Annotated in this window: 23 protein-coding genes; 6 read left to right on the forward strand and 17 right to left on the reverse strand. The window is 31.5% G+C overall.

Going from position 1 to position 24,309, the window contains the following annotated elements; all coding sequences use genetic code 11:
• Nucleotides 1-7: 7 nt before the first annotated feature.
• The gene (locus G0Q09_RS03695; protein WP_219034013.1) at nucleotides 8-448 is read right to left on the reverse strand and encodes a hypothetical protein; all 441 of its coding nucleotides are present in this window, start codon (nucleotides 446-448) and stop codon (nucleotides 8-10) included.
• A gap of 247 nt (nucleotides 449-695) precedes the next feature.
• On the reverse strand, nucleotides 696-1,808 hold the full coding sequence (lpxB, locus tag G0Q09_RS03700) for a lipid-A-disaccharide synthase (RefSeq protein WP_219034014.1): 1,113 nt from the start codon (nucleotides 1,806-1,808) through the stop codon (nucleotides 696-698).
• 100 nt (nucleotides 1,809-1,908) lie between these two features.
• On the opposite strand from lpxB, the gene G0Q09_RS03705 reads away from it, so the two are divergent.
• Complete coding sequence (locus G0Q09_RS03705; protein WP_038333255.1) at nucleotides 1,909-2,418, forward strand: DUF2480 family protein; 510 nt, start codon at nucleotides 1,909-1,911, stop codon at nucleotides 2,416-2,418.
• A 54-nt stretch (nucleotides 2,419-2,472) separates the two neighbouring features.
• Here G0Q09_RS03705 and clpB read toward each other — a convergent pair whose 3' ends face one another.
• From clpB to epsC, 3 genes are all read right to left on the reverse strand, one after another.
• On the reverse strand, nucleotides 2,473-5,085 hold the full coding sequence (gene clpB / locus G0Q09_RS03710) for an ATP-dependent chaperone ClpB (RefSeq protein ID WP_219034015.1): 2,613 nt from the start codon (nucleotides 5,083-5,085) through the stop codon (nucleotides 2,473-2,475).
• Nucleotides 5,086-5,242: 157 nt separating this feature from the next.
• The gene (gene cysK / locus G0Q09_RS03715) at nucleotides 5,243-6,151 is read right to left on the reverse strand and encodes a cysteine synthase A (protein WP_038333247.1); all 909 of its coding nucleotides are present in this window, start codon (nucleotides 6,149-6,151) and stop codon (nucleotides 5,243-5,245) included.
• A gap of 12 nt (nucleotides 6,152-6,163) precedes the next feature.
• Nucleotides 6,164-6,937 carry a serine O-acetyltransferase EpsC gene (epsC, locus tag G0Q09_RS03720; protein WP_125348924.1) on the reverse strand — a complete coding sequence of 258 codons (774 nt, stop codon included), beginning with the start codon at nucleotides 6,935-6,937 and terminating at the stop codon, nucleotides 6,164-6,166.
• Nucleotides 6,938-7,269: 332 nt separating this feature from the next.
• On the opposite strand from epsC, the gene G0Q09_RS03725 reads away from it, so the two are divergent.
• Both G0Q09_RS03725 and G0Q09_RS03730 read left to right on the forward strand, forming a co-directional pair.
• Complete coding sequence (locus G0Q09_RS03725; RefSeq protein ID WP_038333244.1) at nucleotides 7,270-7,695, forward strand: DUF2147 domain-containing protein; 426 nt, start codon at nucleotides 7,270-7,272, stop codon at nucleotides 7,693-7,695.
• A gap of 149 nt (nucleotides 7,696-7,844) precedes the next feature.
• Entirely contained in the window at nucleotides 7,845-9,677 is a 1,833-nt protein-coding gene (locus G0Q09_RS03730; RefSeq protein ID WP_180905440.1) for an ABC transporter ATP-binding protein, read from the forward strand.
• A gap of 56 nt (nucleotides 9,678-9,733) precedes the next feature.
• Here the strand turns inward: G0Q09_RS03730 and G0Q09_RS03735 are convergent, their stop codons facing one another.
• The 11 genes from G0Q09_RS03735 to G0Q09_RS03785 form a co-directional block, all read right to left on the reverse strand.
• Nucleotides 9,734-10,963: a 3-phosphoshikimate 1-carboxyvinyltransferase gene (locus G0Q09_RS03735; RefSeq protein WP_038333240.1), complete on the reverse strand. Its 1,230-nt coding sequence runs from the start codon at nucleotides 10,961-10,963 to the stop codon at nucleotides 9,734-9,736.
• 2 nt (nucleotides 10,964-10,965) lie between these two features.
• A complete protein-coding gene (locus G0Q09_RS03740) occupies nucleotides 10,966-11,292 on the reverse strand; it encodes a nucleotide pyrophosphohydrolase (protein ID WP_038333238.1) in 327 nt (108 codons plus the stop codon).
• An 88-nt stretch (nucleotides 11,293-11,380) separates the two neighbouring features.
• A complete protein-coding gene (locus G0Q09_RS03745) occupies nucleotides 11,381-13,399 on the reverse strand; it encodes a transglutaminase family protein (protein WP_219034016.1) in 2,019 nt (672 codons plus the stop codon).
• Nucleotides 13,400-13,406: 7 nt separating this feature from the next.
• Nucleotides 13,407-15,299, reverse strand: coding sequence for a DUF3857 domain-containing protein (locus tag G0Q09_RS03750; RefSeq protein ID WP_038333234.1), 1,893 nt, complete (start codon nucleotides 15,297-15,299; stop codon nucleotides 13,407-13,409).
• Between the two features lie 19 nt (nucleotides 15,300-15,318).
• Nucleotides 15,319-15,768 (reverse strand): D-aminoacyl-tRNA deacylase, encoded by a 450-nt coding sequence (gene dtd, locus G0Q09_RS03755; protein ID WP_038333231.1) that lies wholly within the window; start codon nucleotides 15,766-15,768, stop codon nucleotides 15,319-15,321.
• A 135-nt stretch (nucleotides 15,769-15,903) separates the two neighbouring features.
• Nucleotides 15,904-16,176, reverse strand: a complete 273-nt coding sequence (locus G0Q09_RS03760; RefSeq protein WP_038333228.1) for a hypothetical protein — start codon at nucleotides 16,174-16,176, stop codon at nucleotides 15,904-15,906.
• 102 nt (nucleotides 16,177-16,278) lie between these two features.
• Nucleotides 16,279-17,199, reverse strand: a complete 921-nt coding sequence (rsgA, locus tag G0Q09_RS03765; protein WP_219034017.1) for a ribosome small subunit-dependent GTPase A — start codon at nucleotides 17,197-17,199, stop codon at nucleotides 16,279-16,281.
• A gap of 6 nt (nucleotides 17,200-17,205) precedes the next feature.
• On the reverse strand, nucleotides 17,206-18,285 hold the full coding sequence (locus G0Q09_RS03770) for a bifunctional 3-deoxy-7-phosphoheptulonate synthase/chorismate mutase type II (protein ID WP_115002148.1): 1,080 nt from the start codon (nucleotides 18,283-18,285) through the stop codon (nucleotides 17,206-17,208).
• A gap of 46 nt (nucleotides 18,286-18,331) precedes the next feature.
• A complete protein-coding gene (locus G0Q09_RS03775) occupies nucleotides 18,332-19,180 on the reverse strand; it encodes a prephenate dehydrogenase (protein WP_219034018.1) in 849 nt (282 codons plus the stop codon).
• On the reverse strand, nucleotides 19,177-20,319 hold the full coding sequence (locus G0Q09_RS03780) for a pyridoxal phosphate-dependent aminotransferase (RefSeq protein ID WP_219034019.1): 1,143 nt from the start codon (nucleotides 20,317-20,319) through the stop codon (nucleotides 19,177-19,179). The genes G0Q09_RS03775 and G0Q09_RS03780 overlap by 4 nt, the downstream gene beginning before the upstream one ends.
• Nucleotides 20,316-21,137 carry a prephenate dehydratase gene (locus G0Q09_RS03785; RefSeq protein ID WP_219034020.1) on the reverse strand — a complete coding sequence of 274 codons (822 nt, stop codon included), beginning with the start codon at nucleotides 21,135-21,137 and terminating at the stop codon, nucleotides 20,316-20,318. Before G0Q09_RS03785 ends, G0Q09_RS03780 begins: the two co-directional genes overlap by 4 nt.
• A gap of 243 nt (nucleotides 21,138-21,380) precedes the next feature.
• Between G0Q09_RS03785 and G0Q09_RS03790 the strand changes: the two genes are divergently transcribed.
• Nucleotides 21,381-22,076: an ATP-binding cassette domain-containing protein gene (locus G0Q09_RS03790; RefSeq protein WP_219034021.1), complete on the forward strand. Its 696-nt coding sequence runs from the start codon at nucleotides 21,381-21,383 to the stop codon at nucleotides 22,074-22,076.
• A 36-nt stretch (nucleotides 22,077-22,112) separates the two neighbouring features.
• Here the strand turns inward: G0Q09_RS03790 and G0Q09_RS03795 are convergent, their stop codons facing one another.
• Entirely contained in the window at nucleotides 22,113-22,625 is a 513-nt protein-coding gene (locus G0Q09_RS03795; RefSeq protein ID WP_219034022.1) for a thioredoxin family protein, read from the reverse strand.
• A 62-nt stretch (nucleotides 22,626-22,687) separates the two neighbouring features.
• Between G0Q09_RS03795 and G0Q09_RS03800 the strand changes: the two genes are divergently transcribed.
• Nucleotides 22,688-23,089, forward strand: coding sequence for a hypothetical protein (locus tag G0Q09_RS03800; RefSeq protein WP_219034023.1), 402 nt, complete (start codon nucleotides 22,688-22,690; stop codon nucleotides 23,087-23,089).
• 82 nt (nucleotides 23,090-23,171) lie between these two features.
• On the forward strand, nucleotides 23,172-24,263 hold the full coding sequence (ychF, locus tag G0Q09_RS03805) for a redox-regulated ATPase YchF (RefSeq protein ID WP_125348936.1): 1,092 nt from the start codon (nucleotides 23,172-23,174) through the stop codon (nucleotides 24,261-24,263).
• Nucleotides 24,264-24,309 lie beyond the last annotated feature (46 nt).

The following is a 24,309-nucleotide window of genomic DNA, read 5'->3' on the forward strand; positions in this document are numbered from 1 at the left end:
TTGGACTTTATTTTTCTTTGATATTTAACACAATTGAGTCATAAATTGGTTCAGTTGAATTTGGTTTATTTCCCGTCCAAAATCTTAATGTGTACTCACCAGCTTCTTTAGGTGTAAACTTCAAAGTTTTTGTTTCGTACGAAGTATTTTGCGTGCAGTTTCCATTACTTTGACTTGCATAAACACCAATGTTGTGTTTAAAAGTTGTACTTCCTTGTAAAGAGCTAAATTGAATAAAATTTTGACAAGAATTTGTTTTTTCGTACGTTACTCGAATATTTGTAGTTTTTCCTACTGGCTGAATAGAGTCTTCATGAACATTAATTGCCGTTGTTGCTAAAAAACCATAATTCATATAATCTGAGTCATCATTATTTAAACAACTAAATGTTGATAAACCTAAAATACCTATCAAAGCAAACATGCTTAATCTTTTCATTAATTTCATTGTATGAGTTTTAATCGTTATAAAAATAAGATATAGATTTTAGAAAAGGTTGCGTGAAAGAATAAGAAATTAACATATAGAATAAGAAATCCCCTTGAAAATCAAGAGGATTACCTTTGTTAGAATAGGTGTAAACTTTAATTAAGTCAATCCTGAAACATTTTAATAATTAGATCTGAATGACATCTATAGCTTACAAGATTTAAAAAACAATAAAAGGTTGCGTCAAACTTTTACTTTTTTTTAATTATTTTTTTAAGTCCTCAGTAATTAGTGAAGCGGTTCTTTCTGAAGCGCCAATTCCACCAAGTTTATGATACAATTCTTCATAGCTTTTCATGATTTTTTCTCGTTTAGGAGAATTTAAAATTAAATCTAATTCTCGTTTGATATTTTCGTAAGTTAAATCATATTGAATCAACTCTTTCACCACTTCTTCATCCATAATCAAGTTCACCAACGAAATAAAACGAATGTTTTTTACAACACGTTTTCCGATTTCGTACGAAATTGCATTTCCTTTGTAGCAAACAACTTCTGGAACTTTCAGTAAAGCAGTTTCTAAAGTTGCTGTTCCTGATGTAACCAAAGCTGCATGAGAAACGCGCAATAAATCGTAGGTTTTATTCTCTACAATTTTCAAATCATTTTCTGCAATTTTTTTATAATTTTCGATTGGTTGAGATGGAGCACCCGCCACAACAAATTGATAATCGGGAAAATCTTTTTCAACAGAAAGCATTAAAGGTAATTTGACTTTAATTTCTTGTGTTCGACTTCCAGGAAGTAAAGCAATAATTGGTCTTTCGTCTAAATTATTGTCTTTTCTAAATTGTTGTTCATCAATTGGCGGAAGATTATTCAACGAATCCAATAATGGATTTCCAACAAAATCTACTTTGTAATCGTAACGTTGATAAAATTCTTCTTCGAACGGAAGAATCACAAACATTTTGTCGACAACTTTTTTGATTTTATGAACTCGACCAGTTTTCCAAGCCCAAATTTGTGGTGAAATATAATAGTAAACTTTAATTCCAAGACTTTTTACAAATTCAGCAATTCTTAAATTAAAACCAGGATAATCAACTAAAATAACTGCATCTGGCTGATAAGTTTCGATGTCTTTTTTAGCAACCGAAATATTTCCTAAAATCGTTCTTAAATTCATTACAACTTCAGCAAAACCCATAAACGCCAAATCTCTGTAATGTTTGACTAAAGTTCCGCCTTGCATTTGCATCAAATCTCCTCCCCAAAATCTGAATTCAGCTTGTGGATCTTTTAATTTTAATTTTTTCATTAAGTTCGATGCGTGCAAATCGCCCGAAGCTTCACCTGCAATGATATAGTATTTCAATGGAAATCATTTTTCTTCTTACAAAGATAGGAGAAATCTATAAGTGGAGTAGATTTCAATGTTTTTTATTGCGTAAATTTACTCTTTCAAACAAAGAAAAATGTCAGACGAAATTATAAATAAAGTTGCCAATAGTAGTTTAGTAACAATTGATTTACAAGATTATTATCCTGATGGAGATCGTGTTGTTTTTGACTTGAAAGATTGGTTATATGAAGAATTGATTCTTAGAGAAAAGGATTTTAGAGAAAATCTGAAAAATCATGATTGGACACAATATCAAGATAAATATGTAGCGTTAACGTGTACTGCGGATGCGATTGTTCCGTCTTGGGCTTATTTGTTGGTCGCAACCTATTTGTCGCCAATTGCGAAACGAATTGTACACGGAAGCTTACAAGATTTAGATACGATTTTGTACACAGAAATTGTAGATCATTTGCCTTACGAAGATTATGTTGATGGAAAAATAATAGTGAAAGGTTGTTCACACAAGCCAGTTCCAGATTCGGCTTATATTCAGTTAATTGAACGTTTACAACCAATTGTAAGTTCGTTAATGTTTGGTGAAGCGTGTAGCACTGTTCCGCTTTATAAAAAGAAGAAATAAAAAAATCCGCTCAACGAGCGGATTTTTTTACACATGAATAAAATCGTAATATACTTATTGATTAGTTCTGAAAACTAATTTATTATCTCCAGATTTTTCTTCGAAATAATCGATTAAAACCGCATCATTATCATTTATTGTTCCTTTTAAAATTTCTTTCGAAAGTTCATTTAATACATCTTGTTGAATAACTCGTTTCAATGGTCGTGCTCCAAATTGTGGATCGTAACCTTTTCTTGCTAAATAATCGACAGCTTCTGGCGTAATATCTAATGTAATATCGCGTTGTGCTAATTTCTTCGCAACTCCGCTTAAATAGATATTCACGATTCCGGAAATTTGGTTTTCGCTCAACGGACGGAACAAAATAATTTCATCAATACGATTCAAAAATTCTGGTCTAAAGTTTTGTTTCAATTCCTCAAAAACGACATCTTTTGTTTCATCATAAACTTGCGCCACATTATTTTCGTCAATATTCGAGAATTTATCCAAAATCGTATGAGAACCAAAATTCGATGTCATAATGATAATCGTATTTTTAAAGTTAACCACACGACCTTTGTTGTCTGTCAAACGTCCGTCATCCAAAACTTGTAACAAAATATTGAAAACATCTGGATGTGCCTTCTCAATTTCGTCCAACAAAATAACTGAATAAGGACGGCGACGAACCGCTTCTGTTAACTGACCACCTTCGTCGTAACCAACGTAACCCGGAGGTGCCCCAACCAAGCGAGAAACTGCATGTCGCTCCTGATATTCGGACATGTCGATACGAGTCATTGCATTTTCATCATCGAATAAAAATTCAGCTAAGGCTTTTGCCAACTCAGTTTTCCCAACACCAGTTGAACCTAAGAATAAGAACGAACCAATTGGTTTTCCTTCGTCACTAAGACCTGCGCGAGAACGACGAATGGCATCAGAAACTGCTATAATTGCTTCTTCTTGACCTAAAACACGTTTGTGTAATTCGTTTTCTAAATTCAATAATTTTTCGCGATCAGATTGCATCATTTTCTGAGCCGGAACTCCTGTCCATTTTGATACAACTTCTGCAATATCATCTGCATCAACAAACTCTTTTACTAGTTTGTTTTGTTTATTTTCTTCTAGATTATGTTCAGCTTCTTCTAAATTATTTTTTGCATTAACTAAATCTTCAAACTCTAATTTGGAAGCTTTTGCATAGTCGTAATCTCGTTTTGCACGCTCAATTTCGAATTTGATATTTTCGATAGATTTTCTTAAATCTTGAACTTCATCGGCACGATTTCTTTCCGCTTCCCATTTCGAATTCAATTGATTTCTTTCATCTTGAAGATTAGATAATTCTTCTTTTAAAAGATTCAATTTTTTCTCGTCATTTTCGCGTTTTATCGCTTCAATTTCGATTTCTAACTGAATAATTCTACGATCTAATTTATCTAAATCTTCTGGTTTAGAATTCATTTCCATTCTCAACTTAGAAGCTGCTTCGTCCATCAAATCGATGGCCTTATCTGGTAAAAAACGATCTGTAATATAACGTGTTGATAATTTTACAGCCGCAATAATTGCCTCGTCTTTAATTCCAATTTTATGATGTTGCTCGTATTTATCTTTGATTCCACGCAAAATAGAAATTGCAGATTCTTCATCTGGTTCTTCAACCATTACTTTCTGGAAACGACGCTCTAAAGCTTTATCTTTTTCGAAATATTTTTGATATTCATTTAAAGTAGTAGCACCAATCGAGCGTAATTCGCCACGAGCCAAAGCAGGTTTTAGGATATTTGCTGCATCCATTGCGCCTTCTCCGCCACCGCCAGCACCAACAAGCGTGTGAATCTCATCGATGAATAAAATAATTTCTCCATTCGAAGCGGTTACTTCTTTCACAACGGCTTTCAAACGCTCTTCGAACTCACCTTTGTATTTTGCACCAGCAACCAAAGCTCCCATATCCAATGAAAAAATTTGTTTATTCAAAAGATTTTCAGGAACATCTCCATTGATGATACGATGTGCTAAACCTTCTGCTATAGCGGTTTTACCAACACCTGGTTCACCAATAAGGATTGGGTTATTTTTTGTACGACGTGATAGAATTTGTAAAACACGACGAATTTCTTCATCACGTCCAATTACAGGATCTAATTTTCCTTCTTTTGCTAAATCTGTTAAGTTTTTAGCGTATTTGTTTAATGAATTATATGTTCCTTCCGCGTTTTCAGAAGTTACTCTTTCTCCGTTTCTCAATTCTGTTACTAATTTTTTTGTGTTGTCGAATGTTACACCTCTATTTTTTAATAATTGACTTACAGGCGATACATTCTTGATTATACCTAATAATAAATGCTCTAAGGTGATAAAATCATCGTTCATCTCTTTTGCAATTTCTTGTGCAGATTGCAAAATTTGGTTAGATGAATTGGAAAGATGATTTCCTTGTTGACCTTCTATTTTTGGATATTTATTGATTTCTAAATCCAACTCAGGTTTCAACATATCCATTTTTACACCTTGTTTTTCTAAGATTAATGATAACACGTTTTCGTCAACATCTATCATTCCACCTAAAATATGAGCTGGTTCTATTGCTTGATTTTTTTGTGCAACTGCAATTTGCTGCGCTGCTTGAATCGCTTCACGACCCTTTATTGTAAATTGATTAAAATCCATTGGTTTTTAGTTTTTTATATTGGTTTTGTTTGGTGTATTTCATCAAAAAAAATTCCAAAGTAGAAATAAAACCTAAAAACTGACTTTTTGACTTTGTTGAATAAAAAAAGGAGACATTTTGTCAATATCTCCTTTCGTTTAAAAATTTTTATAGTATTTAAAATAAACCTTCTACTGATAAATAGCGTTCGCCAGTATCGTAGTTGACAGTTAATATTTTCGTGTTTTTGTCTACTTCATTCAAAGTTTTAGCAACTGCAGCCAATGAAGCACCTGTAGAAATTCCGACAAATATACCTTCTACTTTAGCCACTTTTTTTGCAAATTCAAATGCTTCTTCTTTTGTAATCTGAGTAGAAGAATCAACGATTGAAGTATCTAAATTAGTAGGAATAAATCCTGCTCCAATTCCTTGAATCGCGTGTGGACCAGGATTTCCTCCTGAAATGACAGGAGAATCTGTTGGTTCTACAGCGATAACTTTTGTTGAAGAGTTAACTTCTTTTAATGCTTTTCCAATTCCAGAAAGATGTCCGCCTGTTCCAACTCCTGTAATTAAATAATCAACTCCTTGTGGAAAATCTTCAAGGATTTCTTTTGCTGTTGTATTGTAATGGACTGTCGGATTCGAATTATTCTCAAATTGTTGCGGAACCCAAGCGCCTTCTATTGTTTCGGCTAATTCTTGTGCTTTTGCAATAGCGCCTTTCATTCCTAATTCTTTTGGAGTTAAAACAAATTCAGCACCATAAGCTTCCATAATTTTACGACGTTCAATTGACATCGATTCTGGCATTGTGATAATCATTTTGTAACCTTTTACAGCCGCAACAAATGATAAGCCAATTCCTGTATTACCCGAAGTAGGTTCTATAATTGTTCCTCCAGGTTTTAAAATTCCAGCTTTTTCAGCATCTTCAATCATTGCCAAAGCAATACGATCTTTTATTGATCCACCCGGATTTTGTTTTTCTACTTTAATATAAACGTTATGGTTAGGAAATAATTTATTCAGTTTAATAATTGGTGTATTTCCTATGGTTTCTAATACATTATTGTAAATCATTGTTGTAAGGTTTTAGATGATATAATTGATATGTTGTTCTTTTTTTTGTTTTTTTATTTGTGGTTGATTCTCTTGATAGACAACAGAATCTTCTTCTATACTTTCTGTAATCCAAACATTTCCGCCGACTACAGAATTTTTTCCAATAATTGTTGTTCCTCCCAAAATAGTTGCTCCAGCATAAATTGTGACATTATTTTCTATTGTTGGATGACGTTTTTTATTAGCCAAATTCTTCGAAACATAAAACGCTCCTAATGTTACGCCTTGGTAAATTTTCACATTATCACCAATCAATGTTGTTTCTCCAATGACAATTCCTGTACCATGATCGATATAAAAGTTTTTTCCAATTGAAGCACCAGGATGAATATCAATTCCAGTTTTAGAATGTGCATATTCGGAAAAAAAACGAGGAAGAATAGGCGTATTTAAATTGTAGAGAATATGTGCTAAACGATGAATTGCAATTGCAAAAAAACCAGGATAGGCTAAAATGATTTCAATTTCCGATTTAGATGCAGGATCATTTGCATAAAAAACAAAAATTAGTTCCTCTAATTCTTGTCTAAGTTGTGCAAATTGTTCAAAAAAATATAAACTAATTTGATTCGATTTCTCCTCAGGAACAATTTTTAACAAGATAGAATTGAATTGATTGAGTAAATCTTCTTTCTTATACAAAGGATTTGGTTGTTGAAAAATCTCATCATAAATAATGGATTCTATCAACGGTTCTACTTCTTGTTTTCTAAATGGTAAACTGTATTTCGTAAGCTGATTCATTCTTCAATCTATAAACTCTATAAAAATAGTAGACAAATGTATTCATTTTTTTATTCTTGAAGAAGAAATTGTCGAAAAAATGACAAAAACCATAAAAATGCCTTCGTTTTTATTATTGCTATGTAAGCATAATAATACACTATTTTGACTTTTATGAATAAAATTTATAATTATTTATTTAAAAATATTTATTTAATTAAATGATTGGTAATTAGTGTTATAAATGAATTTGTATGTTTAAAAGAGATTATTTTTATAAAAAATAAAGCATAGTGTTTTATTTACACTAAAAAATAGTTATTTTAGTGAAATAAATTTTAAAGGATAAAAATATGAAAAAATCAATTTTATTCGGATTATTCTTTATGTTGACATCTTTAATGTATGCGCAATCACCAATAGGAACTTGGAAAACAATTGATGATGAGACAAAACAGGCGAAGTCTTACGTAGAGATTTTCGAGAAAGATGGAAAACTTTATGGTAAAGTCACTAAGATTTTAACGAAAGGAAAAGAAGATGCAAAATGTACAGATTGTTCAGGAGCATTAAAAAATAAACCAATTTTAGGAATGCAAATTCTTTCTGGTCTTAAAAAAGACGGAAAAGAATGGAATGGAGGAAAAATCATTGATCCTAATAGTGGAAAGGAATACAAAGCAAAAATGTCTCTTAACGGAAATGATAAATTAGACGTAAGAGGTTTTATCGGGATTTCTCTTGTAGGAAGAACGCAAACTTGGCAACGAGTTAAATAAAAATCAAAACAAAAACGAAAAGGTTACTCTGAGTAATCAAACCCACAAAATTTTACTCTATAATGACTATTTCTAAAAGAATAGTCATTATTTTTTTTACGTAAATTTGTAACTTCAAAACTAAGGTTTTGATTTTCTAAAATACATCAATGAGTTTAACTAAAAGAGCGTTCTCGTACGCAAAACCATATAGAACTTCGTTTGTTACAGCGATTATATTCAATTTACTCTATGCACTTTTCAATGTAATTGCATTGGCTTTTATGATGCCAATTTTGAGTGTTTTGTTTGGTGAAAAATCACCTGGAGTTATCGCAAAACCTATTTATTCTGGTGATTTGGGTAATCTGAAACAATTTTTTTCAGATTATTCAGCTTATTATATGAATGAGCTTTCTCAAACTCAAGGACCAGTTTATGTGTTAGCGATTTCGTGTGTGATATTTATTATTGCATTTTTATTTCGAAATATTTTCAGTTTTCTTTCAGAAACTTGTTTGGTAGACTTACGTTCGGGTGTGACACGTGATTTACGTGTTGATATTCATAACAAAATTATTGATTTGCCAGTTGCTTATTTTACTGAAAAACGAAAAGGAGATATGATTAATCGTATTTCAAGCGATGTAAACGAAGTAGAATCTAACATCTTAAATTCAATTGTAGAGATTGTTCGTTCGCCAATTATGATTATTGTTTTCGTTGTAGTATTATTTACAGTTAGCTATCAATTAACAATTTTCGCTATTTTGGTTTTTCCGATTATGGGAACAATTATTTCGTTGATTGGAAAAAGTCTGAAAAAAGCTGCTGCTCATGCGCAAGACGAATTATCTAACATTATTACTTATGTAGACGAGACACTTTCTTCGCTTAAGATTATCAAAATTTTTAACGCAGAAGATCAAGTAAAAGGTCGTTTTGATGAATCGATTAATCGTTATCGAAAATATCTTCAAAAAGTAATGAAAAAACGTGCTTTGGCTTCACCAACAAGTGAATTTTTAGGTGCTGTTACAATTGGATTAATTGTTTTTTTTGGTGGTAAATTATCGTTAGAAGGAAATGGTTTAACAGGATCACAATTTATTTTTTATATCGCAACATTTTATACATTATTAGATCCGATTAAACGCTTTTCGAAAGCATTATCAGATGTACAAAAAGGAGAAGTTTCTGCAAAGAGAATTTTTGAAGTTTTGGATGCTGATGTTTCGATAAAAGATGTTCCAGATGCTAAAGGAATTGATGCGTTTGAAGATAAAATTGAGTTTAGAAATGTCACATTTGCTTATGGAAAACATAATGTGATCGAGAATTTTAATTTAACAATTAATAAAGGAGAAACCGTTGCTTTAGTTGGGCAATCTGGTTCTGGAAAATCGACTTTGGCGAATTTAATTACTCGTTTTTGGGATGTGAAATCAGGTCAAATTTTGATTGATGGAATTGATATCAAACATATAAAATTAAATGATTATCGCTTGTTATTTGGTTTGGTTACGCAAGATTCTATTTTGTTTAATGATACAATTTTTAATAATATTTCATTAGGTGATAAATCTCCAAATTTGGAAAAAGTAGAATATGCTGCGCAAATTGCAAATGCGGAAGAGTTTATTGTAAAAATGCCAGAAAAATATCAAGAGTCAGTAGGAGAGGGAGGTAGCAAGCTTTCTGGTGGACAAAAACAACGTTTAAGTATTGCGCGTGCGGTTTATAAAAATCCACCGATTATGGTTTTGGATGAAGCAACTTCTGCTTTGGATACGAAATCTGAAAAATTGGTACAAGTTGCCTTGAATAATATGATGCAAAATCGTACTTCTTTGGTTATTGCGCACCGTTTATCAACAATTCAGAATGCGGATAAAATTGTAGTAATGGAAGCAGGTAAAATTATTGAACAAGGAAATCATCATTCACTTATTGAGAAAAAAGGTGTTTATGCCAATTTGGTAAATATGCAGAATTTTGAATAAATGAAGTATATACAAACTAAAAAAATCCGCTTTTAAGCGGATTTTTTTGTTATATTTTAAATCGATTTAATTTCAAAACCTAATTGTTTCCAGTCTTCCCAAAATGTTGGATAAGATTTTTCTACGACCATTTCATTCTCAATTCGAATTGGGTAAATTTGCGACAAAGGCGCCATACACATTGCCATTCTGTGGTCGTTATATGTTGCTAAAGTAGGCGTTTTTTCAAAATTATTATAACCTTCTATCGTTAATGAATCGTTTGTAATTGTTATAATTGCTCCAAATTTTTCCAACTCATTTTTAAGTGCGATTAAACGGTCGGTTTCCTTGATTTTTAGTGTTTCTAAACCAGTTAAATGACATTTTGTTTTCAATCCCACACAAGTTGCAGCAATTGTCTGTGCAATATCTGGAGTATTGATTAAATTTAATTCGATGATAGATTTTGGTATGAAATTATCTTCATTTTTCAATGTTAAAACTCCATTTTCAAAAGTTGAAATTACACCAAAATTTTCTGCATAAATATGTTGCAAAGCTGAATCTCCTTGTAAAGAATCTTCGAAATAAGTTGAGATTTTAATTTCAGAATTCTGCGATAAAGCAATCAAACTATAATAATATGAAGCTGAACTCCAATCAGATTCTACTTGTAAAGTTTTAGCTTTGATGTTTTCAGTAAAAGGAATTTTGATTGTATTTCCTTCGAAAATTGCATTAATTCCAACTTTATTCAATAATTGAATTGTCATTTGAATATAAGGAATAGAAATAATTTTTCCATCCAAATTAATCGTTAATCCATTTTCTAATTTCGTTCCAATCAAACATAAAGCAGAGATATATTGAGAACTAATGTTAGAAGGGATTGTAATAGAATCTTTCGTTATTTTTTTTCCAACAATCGATAAAGGTGGATAACCTTCGTTTTCTTGATACGAAATTTCTGCACCCAGCTCATTCAAGGCATCAACCAAAACTTTTATTGGACGTTGTTTCATTCTTTCAGAACCTGTCAACGTTATTTTTCGTCCATCTTGAATAGAAAAATAAGCCGTTAAAAATCGCATGGCAGTTCCCGCGTGGTGAATATCAACTAAATCACTTTTGTTCGCTAACGCTTTTTGCATTAATTGAGAATCTTCTGAATTTGAAACATTTTCTAATGTCAAAACATTCTCAAATAATTGACTTAATAACAACAAACGATTGCTTTCGCTTTTAGAACCTGTGATGGCTAATTGATTGTTTATCGGAGATTTTAGAGCAGAAATTTCAATCATATTTATTTTAATTTATCATTATTTTGATGACGATCGTGGTCACGTTTTGTTTTATAATCTAATTTTTTGTAAAAAGCTGATTCTAAATCAACACCTGTTTGATTTGCCAAACAAAGCGCTACAAAAATAACATCTGCCAATTCTTCGCCAAGATCTTTGTTTTTATCAGATTCTTTCTCCGATTGTTCACCGTAACGACGCGCAATAATACGTGCAACTTCTCCTACCTCTTCAGTTAATTGTGCCATATTTGTTAATTCGTTAAAATAACGAACACCATGTTCTTTTATCCAATTATCAACGTCTGTTTGTGCTTGTTTAAGGCTCATCTTATTTTAAATTTTAAAAGTTAAAGGTACAAAAATAAAAAGCCAACTCGTATTTGGAGTTGGCTTTATTCGATGTTTAGAATATTTTTTATTGTTTTACCAAAATCACTTGCTGACTTTCTGCATTAATAATATTTGTTAAAAATTCTTTCAATGGTTTATAGTATTGTGCAGGTAAAATACTGTATGGAATAACTTTTTGGGCTTGAGCGATAATAAAACCATCTTTTTCAATTACTTTATATGCATATCCACCAGCTTGATCGGGCATTGTAAATTGCTTTTCAGTTGGTAAAGATTCGACTTTGTAACCTTCTGGAATTTTAATTTTAACTGTATTTGTATTCGTAGTTGGTGCACCAAACTCAATATTGTAATTACGTTGATCTAGATTTAAATTATGTTTTGTATTCGCAACAAATAAAAATGGATTGAATAATATTTTATTTCCAGCCACATCTACTTTTACATCATCAAATTTGAATTGATGACGAATTACATTTTGTTTGTTATCTTGTGTTTTAAATTCTGAAATTTCAAAATTATAATCTTCTACAAATTCTTTTTCGAACGCTTTTGGATCATCTGCGATTTCACTTTTATCAAACATATAAAAATAATTATCGCGAACATTCGAAAAAATTCCAGTTAATGTTCCGTCTGCTTTTAAATCTGCCGTAATTGATATTTTATCATTGGTCATAACCGAATTACGAAGAGGAACTTCTTTTATTCCTTTGTCATTTACCATAAATCCACGATCGTTAATTGCTCGAATTGGTAATAAATTAATTTGAGCATTTTTATCAGTTGCATCCATTAAATAAAATTCATTATCTATTGTTGCTCCAACAATTACATAATTCAATTTGCTACGTGAAGGAAACGAATAATTGATTAAACCATTTTGCAACGTACTCAAAACAATTGGATTTGCGTCTAATCCGGCTTTACGCAACATAGCTGTTAACATAAGATTGATATCCGCTGAATTTCCAGATTTTTCGTTAAATGCTTTTCGGATTCCTTTATCTGTATATTGACCTAAATAATCATTCCAAGCCATGTTGTTTTTTACATAATTGTAAATTGCTTGAGCTTTTTTAATATTTGTAGATTTTCCAACAATTGTAGTATTTACTGTTTCATCTAAAAAGTTATTTCCATTTAATTGTCTTCCAAAATCTTCATGATCCATCAAATCTTTACCAATACGTTCCCAAGTTGTAGAAAAATTTTCTGAGGTTCTTCCTGGAACCACAAATGAAGCTAACTCAAACTGAATACTTGCTAACATATTTCTCGGATTAAGTACATAAGCTTCGCGAGAATAAGAAGGTAAATTAGTTAATGAATAGGTTTGCGTGTCAATTTTTAATTTGTGGTTACTTGATGTCGCGCCTTGATTTCCCATATTTCCCCCAAAAGATGAAACACCTCTGTTTCCAAAAGAAGTAGTTGAAAAAGTATCATCTTTAGAATTTTTTGTTAATTTTGGAGCAAATGCACCTCTCAAATCTTGTTGATAATTAAAATGTTCTTGATTTTGCATCGTGAAATTACTTGCAACCACAGGAATCGATTGTTGAAAATACCACGTATCAGTATTTCCATAGAAAGGGGAAATAATTTCGTACGTATATTCTAGGATCGATCCATTTTTTACATTAGGAAATGTAAACGTTTGTTTATCCATAAAACGATGGACTTTATCTAAGAAAATATCTTTTTTCTCAACTTTTTGTTCAACAATTTTTCCATTTTCAAGGTTATAGGTAACCGCTTTTAAAGTAATCAATTTATCTTGATCTGATCCTGAGCTTTTGTAAAGAGGAATTTCTATTTTTAAAACATCATCAGGTGTTTTATCCTTATCAAAAACAATTACTCTATAAAAAACTTTTTTTGTTTGCTCAACACCGCCTTGATTGGTATTAAAACTAACTTTATAATTTCCGTCAGCATATAAAACTTCTGCTGGAGCATCAGCTTGAATTGTACTTTTTGTTTTCTCGAAATCTTGTTTAGATAGTTTTCCAAATTTTACATCTTGTGCAAAACTCGAAACAGTTGCAACTGTCGCAACAATCGTAAATATTGTTTTCATATTAGTGTTATAATTTTTCTAAAAGTAGTTTTGTGTTGTCGTAACCCGAAATTTGTCTTCTAAATTCTACATATTCGTTGTATTTTTCTTTCGAAAAAGTTCCAGAAAATTGTTTGTAAATACGTTTTATTTCGAATGCATTATTTTCTTTCGGATTGATTTCTAATTGATATTCTCCAAAAGCAGATTTCACGGTTATAGCATCAAATTTTTGTGGTAATTTATAACCAGAAGGAAGTGTCAATGTATACGAAACTTCGTCAACATATCCTGTCTCGATGTTGAAATCAAACTTTCTATCTTTCATTTTTTTGACAGAAGTCTCTTCTTTATTCACTGGAATAATATTCAGAATGATGTTATTTCCTTGAATTTTAGCATAATTTGGTGCTGAAAACTCGAAATTTGAAGTAAAAACAGCATTTTTCCAATCATTATTAAATTCTTTCTTTTTGAATGATATTCCTTGTAAGTAAGAAAATCGATTTTTTAAACGAACATCAAGATCTTTTTCGCTTAATTGATTAAATCTTGCAAAATTCTCATAAATCAAACCTTTGGAAGTTTCAGAAAAATCAAAATTTAATGTTCCATCTGCTAAAAGTGTTGCATTTCCATTGACGAATAATTGATTATCTTCTGTTTTGAATTGTTGCGAAGGAATAATTTTTCCGCCTTTTTCATCAACAATTAATACTTTTCTATTTCCTGCAAAATCACCTAAATAATTATAAGGAGCTGTTTGACTTGTTGCTTCTAACCAAATATCTTTTCCATTTAGAGGTATATAAACAATCATGTGATTTCCTTGTTGATACATCATTTGTTCATCAATATCAATTGGATTTCCAGCAAATAATATGGTGTGATACGATTTGATATTCACTGCATCTAACATTCCAATCATATAATTAGATAAGGCTTTGCAATCGCCATAACTTTTGCTCTCAACATAAGAATTTGGAAAAGGCGAAAGTCCTCCAATTCCCAGTTGTACGCCAATATATCGAACTTTATTTTGCAAATGTTTGTACAAAATCTGAACTTTTTCTTCGTCCGATTTTGCATCTTTGACCATATTTTGAAAAGTTAATTTTTGAGATGGAGTAAAATCTAATTTTGAACGAATTAAATTATCAAAAGTCCATTTTCCGTAATCATTCCAATTGTCAAAATTTCCTTTAACACCATCGATATTAATTTGATTTGAAGCTAAAATAGCGCGAGGAAATATTTTTTGACTTCCAACCATTTGATCTTCTTCATTAAATGCCAAAACATTGTTTAATGAATAGCTCAAATTATTGTTATCTCCTGTTTTTGCAATGTCAAAACCTTTAAAATTATCTTCTTTCAATCGAATAGTTGAAGATGTTTTATTTACAAATTGATAAGACGATTTTTCGATTGATAAATTCGCTGCTCGTATAGGTGACCAACGCGGAATCCAAAGTGTATTTTTGTTCGTTGTAACAATTTTATAATGTATCGTGTAAGGATAATTTGTTGGAGTATAATTCAAATATTTTATGCGATCATCCGTGTACATTTGTCCACCTGTTACATAACTTTGGTCACCAAAATCTTTGGTCTTGAATTTTTTAATTTCTTTTCCATTTGCATCATACAAAGTTGCCTCGAATAAGTCAATTTTTGTATTTGCATCATAATTCGCTTGCGCACCAACATAATTATCGCCCGCTTTACTCAAAACCGTTACGACAACGTCTTCCGTATATTTTAATTCATCAACTTTGAGAAGTTCTATTTTTTCTTCATTTTTTCGTACAATAGCGTAAGCATCTTTTATCAAATCGGATGGAATTTGATCGACCGCATAGTTTTGAGCAAAAGAAAATGAACTAATCAAAAAAGTTGAAAAAAGTAGAGTTTGTTTCATTCAATATCTATTAATCAAGTTATTCTTTATTTTTTGAATCGATAAAAATGGTTACAGGACCATCATTCAATAATTCTACTTTCATATCTGCACCAAAAATTCCTCTTTGTACAGGTTTGAAATTTGATTCTAAAACGTTCAAAAATGTTTCATATTGTTCGTTTGCAACAGCTGGTTTTGACGCTTTGATATATGACGGACGATTTCCTTTTTTCGTAGAGGCATGTAACGTAAATTGAGAAACAACCAAAATATCTCCATTTGTTTGTTGCACATCTAAATTCATCACATCATTTTCATCATTGAAAACTCGAAGTTGAATTATTTTTTTCGAAATCCATTCAAAATCTTCCTTCGTATCATCAGGTTCAAAGCCAACCAAGGTCAAAATTCCACTTTCTATTTTTCCAGTTATTTCTCCATCCACCATTACAGAAGCATGTTGCACACGCTGTAAAATCACTCGCATAAATATTGTTTTAATCGGTATTAAATTGATTGAAATTTAAGAAATTATTAACAAATAAAAAAGCGTTACAACTCATCTTTTAGATGTGTTATAACGCTTGTTGTAATTTAAGTTTAGAAAGCAATCGCTATAGGTTTAAGTTAGTTGGTTAAAATAGATTTCCTCATCTGCAATTATCACATAATCTAGCTCATAGAGCTTCGATATTTGTTTTGCATTAATTAGTTCTTGTTCTATATTTTTTAGTTTATTTTCTTTGTTTTTAGAATTATCGAATTCAGCAGTCCACAATTTATTTGGATTTAATGGTTTCCAATTTAAATCTTCTAAATGCAATAAAAATCTTTCTTTTTGTTCCTTTGTACATTCCACAAAATCTAAAGCGATTTGTACGGATAAATTGCTCATTCAATTAATTTTAACAAAAATAAAATGAGAAGTTGAATTATTTTTACGTGAAACCGTAATTTGAAAAAATAAAAAAGCCATTTCGAAAGAAATGGCTTTTAATTATTTTTCGGTATAAATATCTTCTTCTAAAAAAGTGAGATAATTTTCGTAGCGAGAAACTGGGATTTCTCCATTTTCTACTGCATCACGCACAGCACATTTTGGCTCGTTAACATGAATACAATTATCAAATTTACAATTGTTTTTCAATTCTAAAATTTCAGGAAAATAACCTTGTAATTCGGTTTTATCGATGTGAACCAAACCAAATTCTTTAATTCCAGGCGTATCAATAATGAAACCTCCAAAAGGCCATTCGTACATCTGTGCAAAAGTTGTGGTATGTTGTCCTTTGCTATTAAAATCAGAAACTTCGTGCGTTTTTAGGTTCAAATCAGGGTTTAAAGTATTCAACAACGTTGATTTTCCAACACCAGAATGTCCCGAAACCAAACTTACTTTATCTTTCATTCGATTTTTTACAAGATCTAAATTTAGACCAGTTTCAGCAGAAATATCAAGACTTTCGTAACCGATAGAATTGTAAATTGATTTATAAATTTCTAACTCAACCATTTCATCTTCCGTGTACGAATCCATCTTGTTGAATAAAATTACAACAGGAATATGATAAGCTTCGGCAGTAATCAAAAAACGGTCAATAAAACCAAACGAAGTTTTGGGATTAGAAAGCGTTACAACCAAAAAAGCAACATCAATATTAGAGGCAATAATGTGCGTTTTTTTGGATAGATTAACAGATTTTCGAATGATGTAATTTCTGCGATCATGAATTTTTGTAATGACTGCAATATCATCTTTATCAATCTCAAACTCAACCTCATCTCCAACAGCAATTGGATTGGTATGTTTGATATTGGCTATTCTAAATTTTCCCCTAATTCTTGCCTGATAGGTTGCACCATCTTCGGTTAAAAGATGATACCAACTACCAGTAGATTTTATGACAATTCCTTTCAATATTGTTTAAATTTTTTCTTCTTTTTTTACCATAATTTGGTTTTGTTGCGCAACAGATTCTTGGTGAATTGCTTGCAATAATTTGTCAACAAAATCTTCAGATAAACCTAAAGAAACTCCTGCTTTTACAGAATTATCTTTGATTTGTTTCCAACGATCTGGCTGAAAAACTGCCACATTATGTTCTTTTTTCAATTCTCCGATAGAGTTTGCAACTTTCATACGTTGAGCAATTGCATCTAAAATAGAGTTATCTAATTCATCAATTTGATGACGTAAATTCTGAATTCCAGTTTTGTAAATTGCATCTGGATCATCAGAAACACGAATTTCTAAATCTTTTAAGATTTCTAATAAACGAGCTGGTGTTACTTGTTGAGCTGCATCAGACCAAGCTTCATCAGGATTGTTATGCGTTTCGATCATCAATCCATTGTATTCGAAATTGAAGGCTTGTTGCGCAACATCGAACAATCCTGTTCTGTTTCCGCAAATATGTGATGGATCACAAATAATTGGCACGTTTGGCAATTTGTTTTTGAAATCTAACGCAATTTGCCATTGCGGATTGTTACGGTATTTTGTCTTTTTGTATGTTGAGAAACCACGGTGAATAGCACCTAAATTTTTGATTCCTTGACCTTCTAAACGTTCCAAAGCACCAATCCATAAATCTAAATCTGGATTTACAGGGTTTTTAACCAAAACTGTTTTGTCTGTATCACGTAAAGCTTCAGCAATTTCTTGTACTGTAAAAGGGTTTACCGTAGAACGAGCACCAATCCATAAAACGTCAACATCATATTCTAACGCTAATTTTGCGTGATTTGCATTGGCGATTTCAGTTGCGATTTTCATTCCGAATTCGTCTTTTACTTTTTTCAACCAGTTTAATCCGATTGCACCAACTCCTTCGAAACAATTTGGTTTAGTACGAGGCTTCCAAATTCCCGCACGGAAAACTTGCACATAATCTTTGTCCAAATCTTCAGCGATTGTCATCATTTGTTTTTCACTTTCTGCACTACAAGGTCCAGCGATGATCATTGGTTTATCGTATTCTTTTATCCAGTTATTGTTTTCCATAACATTTACAAATTTAAGATTTAATATTTATTTTATTTGAGAGTAATTATTTATTTAATATTCGACGTATGTCGTTTGTGTTTTTTAAATATTGATGAATATCTTCGGCGTCTTTTTCTTCGATCATTTTTCTGATTTTCGAAATTTGTGTTTGATAAGCATCAATAGCATTGAGTAAATTTTCTCGATTCTGAATCAAAATTGGTGTCCACATATCAGGAGAACTTTTTGCTAAACGAACCGTAGATTCGAAACCAGATCCAGCCATGTCAAAAATTGCATCTTCATTCTTTTCTTCTTCCAAAACTGTTTGTCCTAAGGCGAAAGAAGTAATGTGCGAAAGATGAGAAACGTACGCAATGTGCGCATCATGCGCTTCCGAAGTCATTGTTTTAACATTCATCCAGAGCGATTGATAAATTTTTCTTACTTTTTTTACTGCTTCTTTTTCGCTTTCTTCAACATCACACAAAATCGCAACTTTGTTTAAAAACAACTCAGGAAAAGCAGCTTTTGGTCCAGAATTTTCCGTTCCTGCGATTGGATGTGTGGCAACAAATTGTTTTCTTTTGGGATGATTTGCAACTTTTTTACAAATTCCAGCTTTTGTTGATCCCATATCCATAACAATCGTTTTATCATTAATTTGATCTAAAATCTCTGGTAAAACTTTTTGAATTGAATTAATTGGAACCGCAATCACTACTAAATCTGATTGAGAAAGTGCTTCATTCAAAGGAGCGATTTCATCCACAATTCCTAATTCTAAAGCTTGAATTTGATGTTCAATATTTTGATCAACACCGATTATTTTTTCGGCAACACCAACTTTTTTTAATGCTAAAGCAAAAGAACCTCCGATTAATCCTAAACCGATTACTGAAATTATTTTCATGCTTCTAATCTTCTCTTTACTTCAATCAACTTCTCGACAGGTGCGCAAAGTGAAAATCTTATAAATCCTTCACCATTGCTTCCGAAAATACTTCCTGGTGTAATAAATACTTTTTTATTGTATAAAATTTCATCAATAAATTTTTTATCATCTTTTCCTTCTGGAAGCTTCGCCCAAATAAACATTCCTGTTGCATTGGGATTATATTTTACATTTAAAATATCAGCGATTTCCCAAATGATTCTTCGTCTTTCTGCGTAAATTTTTGTTAATTCATCGTACCAAGAATCATCAACTAAAAGAGCTTTTGTCGCGGCTTTTTGTATCGCAAAATTCATTCCCGAATCCATATTTGACTTTACTTTTAGAATAGAATTAATAAAACTTTCTTTTCCAATCACCATTCCTACTCGCCAACCTGCAATGTTAAAGGTTTTGCTTAATGAATTCAGTTCGATACAAACATCTTTTGCACCTTCAATTCCTAAGATGCTTGTCGGTTCATCGTTCAAAATAAAACTATACGGATTATCATTTACGATTAAGATATTGTGACGAGTTGCAAACTCTACTAATTTTCTAAGAACGTCTTTTGGGGCTTTGGCTCCGGTTGGCATATGTGGATAATTGAGCCACATAATTTTTGGTTTTTGCTCGGCTAATTTTTCTAACTGATCAAAATCTGGAAGCCAATCATTTTCATTTTTCAAATCGTAGAATAAAGGTTCTGCTTGCACTAATTCTGTAACAGATGAATAAGTTGGATATCCAGGATTTGGAATTAAAACTTTATCACCTTCATTCAAAAATGCCATCGAAATGTGCATAATTCCTTCTTTAGAGCCCATAAGTGGCAAAATTTCTGTTGAAGGATTGGCGTCTACATCAAATTTGTTTTTGTAAAAACTTGCCATTGCTTCGCGCATTTCTGGAATTCCGCGATAACTTTGATAGCCATTGATTCCGTTTCGTGAACTTTTGATTAATTCCTCGATCACATCTGGATGAGGTTGTAAATCTGGACTTCCAATTCCTAATGAAATGATTGGAATGTCGGTTTTCATGTTCGCTATTTCTTGTAATTTTTTCGAGAAATAATATTCTTGAACACTTTGTAATCGTTGGGCTTCTGCTATCATTTTTTCCCCAGTTTATATTCGCCTAATATTTCTAAATCCGTTAACTTTCTTGCAATTTTTCCAAGCAATTCATAATATTGTTCTTTTTGCTCGAACGTAATGTCAATATGGAAAGAGTATTCCCAAGGTTTTTCAATAATCGGAACAGATTGTATTTTGTCCATATTTATTCCACATTCTGCAATTTGATTTAATACATCTACTAAAGCACCAGCTTTATGTGGAACAGAAAAACGCATCGAAACTTTATTGAAATCTTCGTAATCGTTGTGCTCGCGTTGCAATACAAAAAAGCGAGTAAAATTATCTTGAAACGTCTGAATACTTGAAGCTAAAATGTCTAATCCATATACTTCTGCCGCTTTTCTTGAGGCAATTGCAGCAACATCATTCAAATCTTGCTCAATAATATCTTTGGCTGTTAATGCAGTGTCGATATCATTTACAACGCGCCATGTTGGATGTTTTTCAAGGAACTTATCACATTGTAACAATGCCATTTGGTGCGAACGAACTTCTTTTATATCATCTAAAGTTTGTCCTTTTTTTACCATCAATTGATGTTGAATTGATAAATAAATTTCTCCAACAACTTTCAAATTATATTTCGTTAGCAATGCATAGTTTGGTAAAATTGCCCCAGCAATTGTGTTTTCAATTGCCATGATTGCTTTTTCAACTTTTCCCTTTGCAAGCGACTTTGCTAAAGTTTTGAATGTGTCGCATTCTACAATTTCGATGTCATTTCCTAAATAATTATTGGCAGCTTCGTGATGATATGAACCAATGTAACCTTGTATTGCAACTCTTTCTTTCATTTTTTTCCACAAAAAAAGTCCCACAAATTGCGGGACTTTATATTATCTTATTATGAATGTTAACAATCAATTTTGACAACGCAGTCCCTGCTCTCCTGGATAATATCCAAAAAAGTAAAAAAAGAATGCGTTAAAATAATTGAATGTTGCCATTTCGTTTTTCTAATTGTTCTACAAATCTAAAAAATAATTTTTCAGTTATCCAAATCTTTTTTGCTAATTTTATCGAAAATTTTTCATCAAATGGGAATAATCATTACAGATTTAGTAAAAAAATACGGTGAACAGATGGCTTTAGACAAAGTTTCGTTTTCTATAAATAATGGCGAAGTTGTTGGTTTACTTGGACCAAATGGAGCAGGAAAATCGACATTGATGAAAAGTATTACCAATGCAATAAATGCAGATTCTGGTGAAATTTCTGTGAATGATTTTAATGTTTCGACGCAACCAATTGAATCGAAAAAGTTGATTGGATTTTTGCAAGAAAATAATCCATTGTACATGGATATGTATGTAAGAGAGTATTTGGAATTTGTAACAAATATTCGAAATGTGCCTAAATCAAAAATTGATGAAGTCATTGAAAAAGTAGGTTTATCACCAGAAAAACATAAGAAAATTCATCAATTATCTAAAGGATATAAACAGCGTGTTGGATTGGCGCAAGCGATTATTTCTAGCCCAGAAATTTTAATTTTAGATGAGCCTACAAATGGTTTGGATCCAAATCAAATTATTGAAATTAGAGAGGTAATTAAAGAAATTGGAAAAGAAAAAACGGTGATACTTTCGACACATATTATGCAAGAAGTAGAAGCGCTTTGTTCGCGTGTAATCCTCTTGAATAAAGGAAAAATTGTAGCCGATCAAGCGATAGAAGAATTTAAAGGACAATATAAAAACTTGGAAGAAGCTTTTCATGTTTTAACACAATAAAAAAAAATCCGTCCATTGAGCGGATTTTTTTGTGAATTATTTCTTTTTCAAGATAAAAACTTCTTTGATTTTTTCTGGATCAACTTTATCGTTTTTCGTTGTTTTTTCAAGTTTTGCAATCAAGTGATTTACTTCTTCTTCAGAAGCTGGACCACCAAGATTTTCTCCATTTACGCGAGAATCTTCTAAAACTTTTCCAGTCGAATCTAAAATTACCCAAAAAGGTAAACCTTGATTTTTACCACCTAATTTCTCATTGACAGCATCTCCATCAGGAGTTTCTAAATTTTTCTTCTCTGCACGTTCTTGTACAGTAATAAATGTTTTGACATAATTCGCATCAAAATATGGTTTCACAGCTGGATCGTCCATATTTTTTTCCATCTTTTTACACCATCCGCACCAAGAAGCATGAAAAATTAAAAAGACATTTTTATTTTCAACCTTCGCTTGGTTTTGAGCTTTTGTTAATATTTCTGTTGCTGTTTGCGCGTTTACGATTCCTGCGAAAGCAATCATAAAACTTACGATTAAGGCTTTTAATTTCATTGTAATAAGTATTTAAGTAAATGTAAATAAATAATTGTATTTTCAATAAAAAATTAACACTTATGAAACATTTTTTAGGATTTATCTTTTTGCTATTTCTTGTGAGTTGCGCATCCAATAATATAAAAACAATTGAAGGAAAATGGAAACAAGATTTTTTGGATTATAAATCGAAAGTGGTAGAAGTTCCTTTGACAAAGAGTGATGCGGTTATGGATGTTTCAAGAAATAAATCAAAATTAAAAATAGAATTTGATTTTCAAGATGGTTATGAAAAAGATGTGACAGATTCTGTTGTGTTTAATTTTCCTCAACTCAAATTCAGAAAAATAAATCTTGATAAAACTTCTAATTATTATGATTTAACTTATAATGCGACTTGCGATTGTTTTTATGGTGAAATGAAATCATATTCTGGAAATGTATTAAATATAAAATTGAACAGAGTTTCTTCGGTTAAATAAATTTAATGGAAATCATTATCTTTGCACAAAATTATTAGAACATCGTTCTAATATTCAATCATTAAAAAAAGAGACAACATATATGAAATGTGGAATTGTTGGATTGCCTAATGTTGGTAAATCTACTTTATTTAACTGTTTGTCGAATGCAAAGGCGCAATCGGCGAATTATCCTTTCTGTACAATTGAACCAAATGTAGGAACAGTTTCTGTACCAGATACTCGTCTAAATCAGTTAGAAGCAATTGTAAATCCAGAGCGCGTTGTGCCTGCTGTTGTAGAAATTGTAGATATTGCTGGTTTAGTAAAAGGAGCAAGTAAGGGAGAAGGTTTAGGAAATCAATTTTTAGGAAATATCCGAGAGTGTAATGCAATTATTCACGTTTTACGTTGTTTCGAAAACGAAAATATTACACATGTTGATGGTTCTATTAATCCATTGCGTGATAAAGAAACAATTGATATTGAGTTGCAATTGAAAGATTTGGATACAGTTACAAAACGTATCGATAAATCTAAAAAAGCAGCAAAAGCAGGAAATAAAGACGAACAAAAAGTTGTAGAAGTTTTAACAGCTGTAATCGCTCATTTAGAAGAGTTGAAAAATGTTCGTGAAATGGATTTGGACGAAAAAGAGCAAGAAATTGTGGATTCGTTACAATTGATTACTTCTAAACCAGTTTTGTACTTATGTAATGTAGACGAGTCTGCTGCAAAAGACGGAAACGAATGGGTAGAAAAAGTGAAAGAAGCTGTAAAAGATGAACACGCAGAAGTGTTAATTTTAGCGGCACAAATAGAAGCAGACATCAACGAGTTAGAAACGTTTGATGAGCGTCAAATTTTCTTGGAAGAATTAGGATTAGAAGAGCCAGGAGTTAATCGTTTGATTCGTTCTGCTTATACATTGTTAGATTTAGAAACATATTTCACAGCAGGTGTAAAAGAAGTTCGTGCTTGGACAATCAAAAAAGGTTCTACAGGACCACAAGCGGCAGGAGTTATTCACACTGATTTCGAGAAAGGATTTATTCGTGCAGAGGTAATCAAATTTGAGGATTTTATTACATACGGATCAGAATCTAAATGTCGTGAAGCAGGAAAATTAAACGTAGAAGGAAAAGCGTACATCGTACAAGATGGTGATATTATGCATTTCTTGTTTAATGTTTAAGATTTAAATTATATCTATATAAAAAGCTCAATCGAAAGATTGAGCT

This window comes from Empedobacter falsenii (assembly GCF_019308355.1).
In the GTDB taxonomy this organism is placed as follows: domain Bacteria; phylum Bacteroidota; class Bacteroidia; order Flavobacteriales; family Weeksellaceae; genus Empedobacter; species Empedobacter falsenii_B.

Coding starts and splice junctions, on each gene's coding strand:
- dtd (WP_038333231.1), bottom strand. CDS start 15,768: ATGCGAGTGATTTTACAGCGTGTGCAACATGCTTCTGTAATGGTGGAT.
- G0Q09_RS03760 (WP_038333228.1), bottom strand. CDS start 16,176: ATGAGCAATTTATCCGTACAAATCGCTTTAGATTTTGTGGAATGTACA.
- cysK (WP_038333247.1), bottom strand. CDS start 6,151: ATGATTTACAATAATGTATTAGAAACCATAGGAAATACACCAATTATT.
- G0Q09_RS03730 (WP_180905440.1), top strand. CDS start 7,845: ATGAGTTTAACTAAAAGAGCGTTCTCGTACGCAAAACCATATAGAACT.
- G0Q09_RS03695 (WP_219034013.1), bottom strand. CDS start 448: ATGAAATTAATGAAAAGATTAAGCATGTTTGCTTTGATAGGTATTTTA.
- G0Q09_RS03740 (WP_038333238.1), bottom strand. CDS start 11,292: ATGAGCCTTAAACAAGCACAAACAGACGTTGATAATTGGATAAAAGAA.
- G0Q09_RS03775 (WP_219034018.1), bottom strand. CDS start 19,180: ATGAAAATAATTTCAGTAATCGGTTTAGGATTAATCGGAGGTTCTTTT.
- G0Q09_RS03705 (WP_038333255.1), top strand. CDS start 1,909: ATGTCAGACGAAATTATAAATAAAGTTGCCAATAGTAGTTTAGTAACA.
- ychF (WP_125348936.1), top strand. CDS start 23,172: ATGAAATGTGGAATTGTTGGATTGCCTAATGTTGGTAAATCTACTTTA.
- G0Q09_RS03790 (WP_219034021.1), top strand. CDS start 21,381: ATGGGAATAATCATTACAGATTTAGTAAAAAAATACGGTGAACAGATG.
- clpB (WP_219034015.1), bottom strand. CDS start 5,085: ATGGATTTTAATCAATTTACAATAAAGGGTCGTGAAGCGATTCAAGCA.
- G0Q09_RS03780 (WP_219034019.1), bottom strand. CDS start 20,319: ATGATAGCAGAAGCCCAACGATTACAAAGTGTTCAAGAATATTATTTC.
- G0Q09_RS03735 (WP_038333240.1), bottom strand. CDS start 10,963: ATGATTGAAATTTCTGCTCTAAAATCTCCGATAAACAATCAATTAGCC.
- G0Q09_RS03785 (WP_219034020.1), bottom strand. CDS start 21,137: ATGAAAGAAAGAGTTGCAATACAAGGTTACATTGGTTCATATCATCAC.
- epsC (WP_125348924.1), bottom strand. CDS start 6,937: ATGAATCAGCTTACGAAATACAGTTTACCATTTAGAAAACAAGAAGTA.
- G0Q09_RS03770 (WP_115002148.1), bottom strand. CDS start 18,285: ATGGAAAACAATAACTGGATAAAAGAATACGATAAACCAATGATCATC.
- G0Q09_RS03800 (WP_219034023.1), top strand. CDS start 22,688: ATGAAACATTTTTTAGGATTTATCTTTTTGCTATTTCTTGTGAGTTGC.
- G0Q09_RS03795 (WP_219034022.1), bottom strand. CDS start 22,625: ATGAAATTAAAAGCCTTAATCGTAAGTTTTATGATTGCTTTCGCAGGA.
- G0Q09_RS03725 (WP_038333244.1), top strand. CDS start 7,270: ATGAAAAAATCAATTTTATTCGGATTATTCTTTATGTTGACATCTTTA.
- G0Q09_RS03750 (WP_038333234.1), bottom strand. CDS start 15,299: ATGAAACAAACTCTACTTTTTTCAACTTTTTTGATTAGTTCATTTTCT.
- G0Q09_RS03745 (WP_219034016.1), bottom strand. CDS start 13,399: ATGAAAACAATATTTACGATTGTTGCGACAGTTGCAACTGTTTCGAGT.